This is a genomic window from Microvirga tunisiensis, from assembly GCF_009296175.1.
In the GTDB taxonomy this organism is placed as follows: Bacteria; Pseudomonadota; Alphaproteobacteria; order Rhizobiales; family Beijerinckiaceae; genus Microvirga; species Microvirga tunisiensis.
This window is the reverse complement of the sequence record NZ_VOSK01000310.1, coordinates 1-6,948: the sequence shown is the minus strand read 5'-3', so window position 1 is coordinate 6,948 and position 6,948 is coordinate 1. Positions and strand designations below refer to the sequence as shown.

Here is a 6,948-nt window from a genome sequence, read left to right as displayed (position 1 = left end):
GCGGCGCCATGGACCTGGTGGCGGGCGTCAAGCGCGTCGTCGTGGTTATGGAGCATGTGGCGAAAGCCAAGGATGGCTCGGAGGACCCGAAGCTCCTGAAGGAGTGCAATCTGCCGCTCACAGGAACCGGCGTGGTGGATCTCGTCATCACCGATCTTGGTGTCTTCTCCATCGACAAGAAGGGCGGCTCCGGCATGACGCTCATCGAGCTCGCCGACGGCGTCACGGTGGACGAGATCAGGGCCAAGACCCAGGCCGACTTCAAGGTTGCCCTGAACGGCGGTCAGTCCAACGCCGCCTGAGTAAAAACTGCTCCGCCGTAGTACCTGAGAGCTTCCAGGGCTATCAGGGTCGATCCTGTTGGCTTGAGCTTGCACTACATCGATCGACTCTCCGGATCCGGGGAGAATGACCTCGCCCGCAACGCGCTCTTCATGCTGAGACCCTGTCGGACTGCTGGCCGCCGTCCATGGCTGCCTATGGCTGTGAGCGCAAATCGGAAGGGCAGCTCGTGGCACGCCTGAGACCTAAGCTCAAAGGCAGCAACCCTCATCGAACCGGACGTTCCGAAAACGCACAGAATCGGTTCCTGACCCAGTGCAGACCTTCGCCTGAACCTATTGAGGCGTGACATTCAGGCCGGGAGCTTCCATTGAGGGTGCGGCTGTCCTCTCCGAAGATGCCTTCGCAATGCGAATAGCCGAGTTGGCTGCGTTCGGATGATGCCGCCAATCATACTCCATGTACGTTGCTGTCTCGATTGCCTGTTCAAGCCCATGCAACTCGGCGACGAGGTAGAGTGCCGCGTCGATCCCGGCGGAATGCCAGCGGAGAGGACAACCTTTCCGTTGTCCACTACCCTCACATCCTGAAGAACATTCGCTGTCGGAGCATCTGCCCAGAGTTCCGCCTGCATGCCTGCTCATGCAGGGAATACCCGACATCTTCGAAGAGCAACGGATTTCTACGTCTACAATCCGTCCGGTGTCCTCTAACAGTTTGCCGCGAACCCGCTTAGCCTGCTGCGGTGCCTCTCAATGATCCAGGGAAGTCCACGGTCTGCCCCTTGCAGGTACGGCAGACGGTTGCTCCGGAGCTGTCGCAATCGACGGAGCTTCCGCGGGCCCTGGGCACAGGCTTGCCATCTGGATCAAACCGAACCCAAACGTGGGATCCCGCCCGGGCTTGCCAAGGTCGCGCGTGTCCTCTTCGAGGCGGGTTTGAAGGGCTTTGGCGTCCAACATCGGATTGGACGCGAGCAGCATGCCTGCTGCGGCTGAGACAAAAGGAACTGCATAGGACGTGCCTGTCCGCAGCCTGCCGCTGCCCTGGGCCGAGGCCGTCCAGACATTCACCCCGGGTGCGGACAGGTCGACATAGGGGCCCTGGGTGGCGCGCCGGTACACATTCAGCTCGTGATCAACAGCCGTGACGGCAACAACCCCCGGATAGGCAGCCGGATAGGACGGTTCGGCACCGACTCCATTGTTGCCCGCCGCCGCAACGATCACGATGCCCTTGGCCTGGGCGGCGGCAATGGCCTTCTGGAGGACCTCGTTCGCCGGTCCGGACAGGCTCATGTTGATCACCCGTACACCCCGCTCGGCCAAGACCTCAATGGCTTCCACAAGGGATGTCACGTCCGTCCGGTCCGCCGTGCCGCCGTCGCGGTAGAAGGCGTCCACGGCAATGAGCCGAGCGTCCGGCAGAAGCCCGGGTGTTTGACTTCCCGGCTGGCCGACGAGGAGAGCCGCAACGGCCGTGCCGTGATCCGGCAGCGAGGCGATAGCACGGCGGGTTTGCTGAGCCACGATCTCGATGGCCTGGTCCTTCAGAGCGTCATGCTCGACATTGATGCCGGTGTCGATCACCCCGATGAGGGGTGCCGGCCCGCATTGCGAGGCGTTTGAACCCGACCACTTCACGAGAGAGGCCCAGTTCTCGAGCGAGGGGGACTGGCATGCGGCACCCGTGCAGGCGGGGGTGCTTTCATCAAGGTAGTAGAACTGGTCGAAGTCGACCGAGGCCTGCGCGTCGACCAGACGGACACGCTGCCGGGCCTGTGCAACCGAGACGCCGCTTGGGGCCTGGAGCCTGATCACCTGGGGCACGATGTTGCCCTGCGTCCGGGTCTCGATCCGGAAGCCCTGGGCGATCAGTCGGGCCAAGTCCTCCCGAGACAAGCCCGACGCCACGATGGAGCGCGATGATTGGCGGGGCTTGGGACGGCGGTCGATCTCCTCGATAATGGGCATCGCACGCGTCTGCTGAGCCGTGACCGAAGTTGCAGCCTTCGCCGCCTGCACCGGGGCAGCAGCCTTGGTGCGGCTGGACGGTTGAGGGGTGGATGCCGCAGCCTTGCTTCGGCTCACCGAAGCCGTGCCAGTGCTGGCTTGGGTCTTGTCATTGGCCCGTTGGCTTTTGCCGCTCGATGCGGTTGCGGCACTTGGTGGGCTGGCTGTCGAATGGCCTTTGCTGCTGCTTGGGCCCGCGGCCGCACTCGTCCCCTTGCCGGAACTGGCCTTGCTGCCGTTGCCTCCGGCATGGTTGTTGCCCTTGCCCGCACTGGCTCCGCCGCCACCTAGTCCCCCGGCGTTAGAGTTGGCTTTGCTACCGCCTTTGCCATTCCCGTTCCCGACACCACCGCCGTTTCCGTTGCCGTTACCATTCCCACCCTTGTTGCCGTTCCCGTTGCCACCAGCATTTCCCTGATTGCCGGCATTGCCGCCACCTTTGCCTCCGCTGCTTCCGTTCCCGGCGCCCCCATTGGAATTCCCCTTGCTCCCGCCATTTCCGTTCCCGGCACCGCCGCTCTTCCCGCCACCGTTGCCGTTCCCACCAGCATTCCCATGATTGCCGGCCCCGCCACCTACGCCGCCTCCAAGACCCCCGGCGTTAGAGTTGCCTTTGCCGCCGCCGTTGCCATTTCCTGCGCCACCGCCGGCCGCACCATTGCTGTTCCCACCACCGTTCCCGTTGCCGCTGCCCTTGCCTCCATTGCCCGCATTGCCGCCACCGTTCCCGCCTCCATTGCCGCCAGCATTCCCCTGATTGCCAGCGTTTCCACCTCCGCCGCCCTTGCCCCCGCCGCCGGCATTTCCACCACTGTTTCCGTTCTCGCCACTGTTGCCAGGACCTCCAGCCCCGCCACCACGTCCGCCGCCGTCAGAGTTGCCGTTGCTGTTTCCTCCGCTGCCAGCCGAGCTGCCGCCGTTCCCGCCTCCGGCGTTGCCACCGCCGTTTCCGTTGCTGCCGGCGTTACCGTTCCCCCCGCCGCGTCCACCGCCATCAGAATTCCCGTTCCCCCCGCTGTTGCCGTTTCCTGCACCACCTCCGGCCGAGCCACCACCGTTCCCGCCCCCTGCGTTGCCTCCGCCATTTCCATTGCCGCCGCCGTTGCCGTTCCCGCCGTCGCCGCCCCGGCCACCACCATTGCCGCCGCCATTCCCGTTTCCACCACCGTTTCCGTTCCCCCCGCCATTGCCGCCACCCTCACCCTTGGCGAGTGCTGACCCGTCCATGATGGGCAGGCTGGATCCGTGGCCGAGATCGAGTTGAACGCGCAGGGGAAAGGCAGCCGCAAGGCCTGCTATCGCGATGAGGGTATGTCGCCACCAGTGTGCCATGCTTCCCTCTCGTGCCAGAAACTCAGCCGTGAACTCGGCCCATGCAGCGCGGTCGAGACGTCACAGCGGAATCCATCCTGGTGGGTTGGTCGCTCAAAGCACTGAATCGCATGTGTAGTAGCGTACCTGAGATGAACGGACGCAAACCAATCACGAAATGTGTCTGATCTTAAGCTTGGCAATAGGCGCGGTGTACCCAGAGGCATCGGAGCAGTTGTTTGGGTTGCTTGCCGCACTGCCTCGAGTGACGCTTCGGGTGTGCTGATCGTCGACTCCTATCTGCACCGACTGCTTCCACAGGAGTGGGCATGTGCTCAGACACACCAGATCCTCGTCTCATGCGTGATAAGGTCTTTCTCGGTTGATCCTTAACTCTGGCCTTGATGGAGAGACCGATCTTGAACAGAAGCGTGCCCGGCAGCTCCACCTTGGCGGATGTTGCTAAGGAGATTGGCGTTCAGACGGCAGGCATCAGCGATCAGTCTCGCCTCGTCGCTGCGATCGTTCTCGCCTTCAGTGTGGACCCTGCCGCTCGCTGGACCTTTCCGGCCCCCGAGAATTATCTGAAGCACTTCCCTGATCTTGTCCGGATCTTTGGACGCAGGGCCTTTGAGTGCGGCACGGCCCATTTCATGGGCGATGCCCAGGCGGCTGCGTTGTGGCTGCCGCCAGGCGCGCAGCCTGACGAAGAGGCTTTGATGGCCCACTTTCAGCGCACCGTCCCAGAGCAGGACCAGGACACCCTGTTCGCCGTGTTCGAGCAGATGGGGCAGTATCATCCCGATGAGCCGCACTGGTACTTGCCATTGATCGGAGTTGATCCGGCCCAGCAGGGAAAGGGGTACGGCTCAGCCCTGTTGGTGCATGCTCTCAGGCGTTGTGACGAGGACGGAACGCCGGCCTACTTGGAATCTTCGAACCCAAAGAACATCCCGCTCTACCAGCGGCATGGTTTCGAGGTTCTGGGGACCATCCAGGTTGGGAGCTCGCCGCCGATCACCCCCATGCTCCGTCGCGCCGATTGAGAGCCGCGTCTCGACGGCGCGTTCGCGCTCCTCGTTTCTGTCCATGCTGCATCACGCCTTTGCGGCTATTGCCGCAGGGTTGAGCAGGTCGCCGGGCAACGGGAGGTCGGCCTCGTCCTTCCGACCGGCGATGTCTACCCTCACAAGGGACGTCTCGTCGCCGGCAGCTACGCGTTCAACCCCGAGACCCAGACGACCGAGGTGAACTCTCAGGCATCGTGACCTGCCATCAAGGCTTGCCGAAGCCCCACGGGCCGACGGGGCCCGCTCGCGTGCCGTCTGCATCGATCAAGCGTCTATGTGCTCTTGAGCGCGCCGTTCATGCCCTTCGGGTAGAAGCCGCCGCTGTCCACGCCCGCCTTGTCGGTCAGATAGACGATGCGGAGCACCTCCTGCGGCGTGCGGCGGAAGACCATGCCGTCCGGCGTCGCGGGGACGAGGTTGGCCTTGCCATTGTGCTCGACGCCCTGGTCCTTGTCCCCGGGACCGTCGAGCTTGTCCCGAGCGGCCGATACGGCATTGGCTGCCTTCTGGCCCTTCTCGCCCATCTGGTCGAGCTGCGCGCGGGCCATGCCCATGTGATAGGCCTCGACGGCCAGAATGGCCGCGGTCGCTTCAACGAACTCTTTGTTCTGGAGCAGGGGCGCCGCACCGGCATAGCCGGTCACTCCCACATCCTCGAACAGCACGCCGCCGAGCAGGAAGTTCATGTCGTTGGCAAACGGGTCGAACTCCGGCAGGCCAGCCGCCGTCGCGACGGCTTTGAAGCCGCCTTCAAAGTCGATGGTTGGTCTGGCGACAGCCTGGCTGCCCAGGGTCTTGCGATAGAACCGAACATGCGCGAGTTCGTTCTCTGCCAGTTCGTCCGCGAACTCGCTGATCGCCTTGTCCCGGAAGGACACCTTGCGGCCGCCGTTGACCCCACCGGCGTCCGCGCCGATGTCCGCTGCGTCGATGCCTTTCCCGGTCGTGGCCCGCAGGTAGTATTCGGCCTCCATGTACTCGAGGTTGAGGGCGAACTGGAAAATGTCCTCGTCCTTCATGGCGGATGGTGAAGTGGCCTGAGCGTGTGCCGCGGTCGGCCGATGGAGTCCTGTGATGACGGCTCCAGCGCCGAAGAGGACTAAGCTCTGTAGGGATTGCCGCCGCGATAGCTTCGAAAGCGCGTCCATGGAACCCTCCTGGGATGAGTGCGCCCCATCGCATTAGATGCTCGAGGGCAAGAAAAATTCCCGGCTAGGGTCGCGCGAACGTCAGGAATTGGCACGAGGCTGACCTTAACCTTACGTCCGCAGTGACGGGGTAAGCGGACCTTGTCACCGTTGAGTTGCATGGCAGTGCTTAACCTAACTCAGACCTTATGCAACCCTGCTTGGTAGCAAGTCTCCCCGAGGCTTCAGAGCAGCCAACAGCTTCAAACAGGAGACAGGATGCGGCGGGGCCAATCACTGGCATGGCTCACGCGAGACATGCCGGTCTCCTGCGTCAGTCATAGTCTTACGCTACGCTCCGAACACTTCGAAACCGGTTCCATCAAGGGCATTATGCGAATTACTGCCCCGCCATGCCAAGCCGTCCCAGGTCGGCTTCAGCAGCTTGGGGCGGCAGGATCGCACAGCGCGTCGTGTAGACTGGCTCCCGATCCTCTTCAGAGGTCGGAGTGATGGAAAATCCGCACCAGTGGCCGCCGCCTGTCTCGCCCTGGTCATCCGGGAGCGCCCGATACTGAATGGTATCGTCCGGCACGTCGATCCATCGCCGATCCACGAACATCTGCCAGTGGCCTGCGATGACCCGATATGGCGCAGGGCGGCAGTCCCTGTCATCGCAGCAGCTCTCCCCGCGGGGGCTTCTCAGATGCGAGTAGATGTCATGGGCCTCAGTGGGCAGCGGCAGGTTGGTGATGAGAACGACGCAAATAAGGGCAGTTCTTGAAGACATATGCCCCTCCCTCGGGGCCTAGTCTCTCATGAGCGGCTCGGGGCTGTGTCGGAGCCCCAAGAGGCTGCGAGTGGCCAGGTCAACTGCAGGCTTGAGAATACGCCCGTTCCGACACGCTCACAATCAACTTGGCCGAGGGAGCCTGTTTGCTGGTTCCATACCGGGTGTTATGCGAAATCGCGTGGCCGGAACTCTTCCGCTATGAGGACTTTATTTCAGCAGTCGACTGCTAGATCCTCGGCACAGTGATTATGACCCTTTGGCGAGTGGCTCGAGAGGGGCGAGTTTAGGATAGGCGCGGCTCATTTTGGCCCGGGCCTTTTCGGTCGTGAACATCCAGGTGATGCGTGCGCCGC

At 63.0% G+C, this 6,948-nt stretch carries 6 protein-coding genes; 3 read left to right on the top strand and 3 right to left on the bottom strand.

The window, feature by feature from the left end:
- Nucleotides 1-302: CoA-transferase (locus tag FS320_RS34920; protein WP_280178286.1), on the top strand; the 302-nt coding region annotated here is incomplete at its 5' end.
- Between the two features lie 732 nt (nt 303-1,034).
- On the opposite strand, the gene FS320_RS34915 is transcribed toward FS320_RS34920, so the two are convergent.
- Nucleotides 1,035-2,372 (bottom strand): S8 family serine peptidase, encoded by a 1,338-nt coding sequence (locus FS320_RS34915; protein WP_152716967.1) that lies wholly within the window; start codon nt 2,370-2,372, stop codon nt 1,035-1,037.
- 477 nt (nt 2,373-2,849) lie between these two features.
- Here FS320_RS34915 and FS320_RS45470 point away from each other — a divergent pair, with 477 nt between their 5' ends.
- Together FS320_RS45470 and FS320_RS34900 are read left to right on the top strand one after the other, a co-directional pair.
- Entirely contained in the window at nt 2,850-3,512 is a 663-nt protein-coding gene (locus tag FS320_RS45470) for a hypothetical protein (RefSeq protein ID WP_153885367.1), read from the top strand.
- Nucleotides 3,513-4,075: 563 nt separating this feature from the next.
- Nucleotides 4,076-4,651: a GNAT family N-acetyltransferase gene (locus tag FS320_RS34900; RefSeq protein ID WP_338105610.1), complete on the top strand. Its 576-nt coding sequence runs from the start codon at nt 4,076-4,078 to the stop codon at nt 4,649-4,651.
- A gap of 296 nt (nt 4,652-4,947) precedes the next feature.
- Here FS320_RS34900 and FS320_RS34895 read toward each other — a convergent pair whose 3' ends face one another.
- Nucleotides 4,948-5,694, bottom strand: a complete 747-nt coding sequence (locus tag FS320_RS34895; RefSeq protein ID WP_244627585.1) for a ferritin-like domain-containing protein — start codon at nt 5,692-5,694, stop codon at nt 4,948-4,950.
- Between the two features lie 508 nt (nt 5,695-6,202).
- Nucleotides 6,203-6,592, bottom strand: a complete 390-nt coding sequence (locus tag FS320_RS34890; RefSeq protein ID WP_152716963.1) for a hypothetical protein — start codon at nt 6,590-6,592, stop codon at nt 6,203-6,205.
- Nucleotides 6,593-6,948 lie beyond the last annotated feature (356 nt).

Coding starts and splice junctions, on each gene's coding strand:
- FS320_RS34890 (WP_152716963.1), bottom strand. CDS start 6,592: ATGTCTTCAAGAACTGCCCTTATTTGCGTCGTTCTCATCACCAACCTG.
- FS320_RS34895 (WP_244627585.1), bottom strand. CDS start 5,694: ATGAAGGACGAGGACATTTTCCAGTTCGCCCTCAACCTCGAGTACATG.
- FS320_RS45470 (WP_153885367.1), top strand. CDS start 2,850: ATGATTGCCGGCCCCGCCACCTACGCCGCCTCCAAGACCCCCGGCGTT.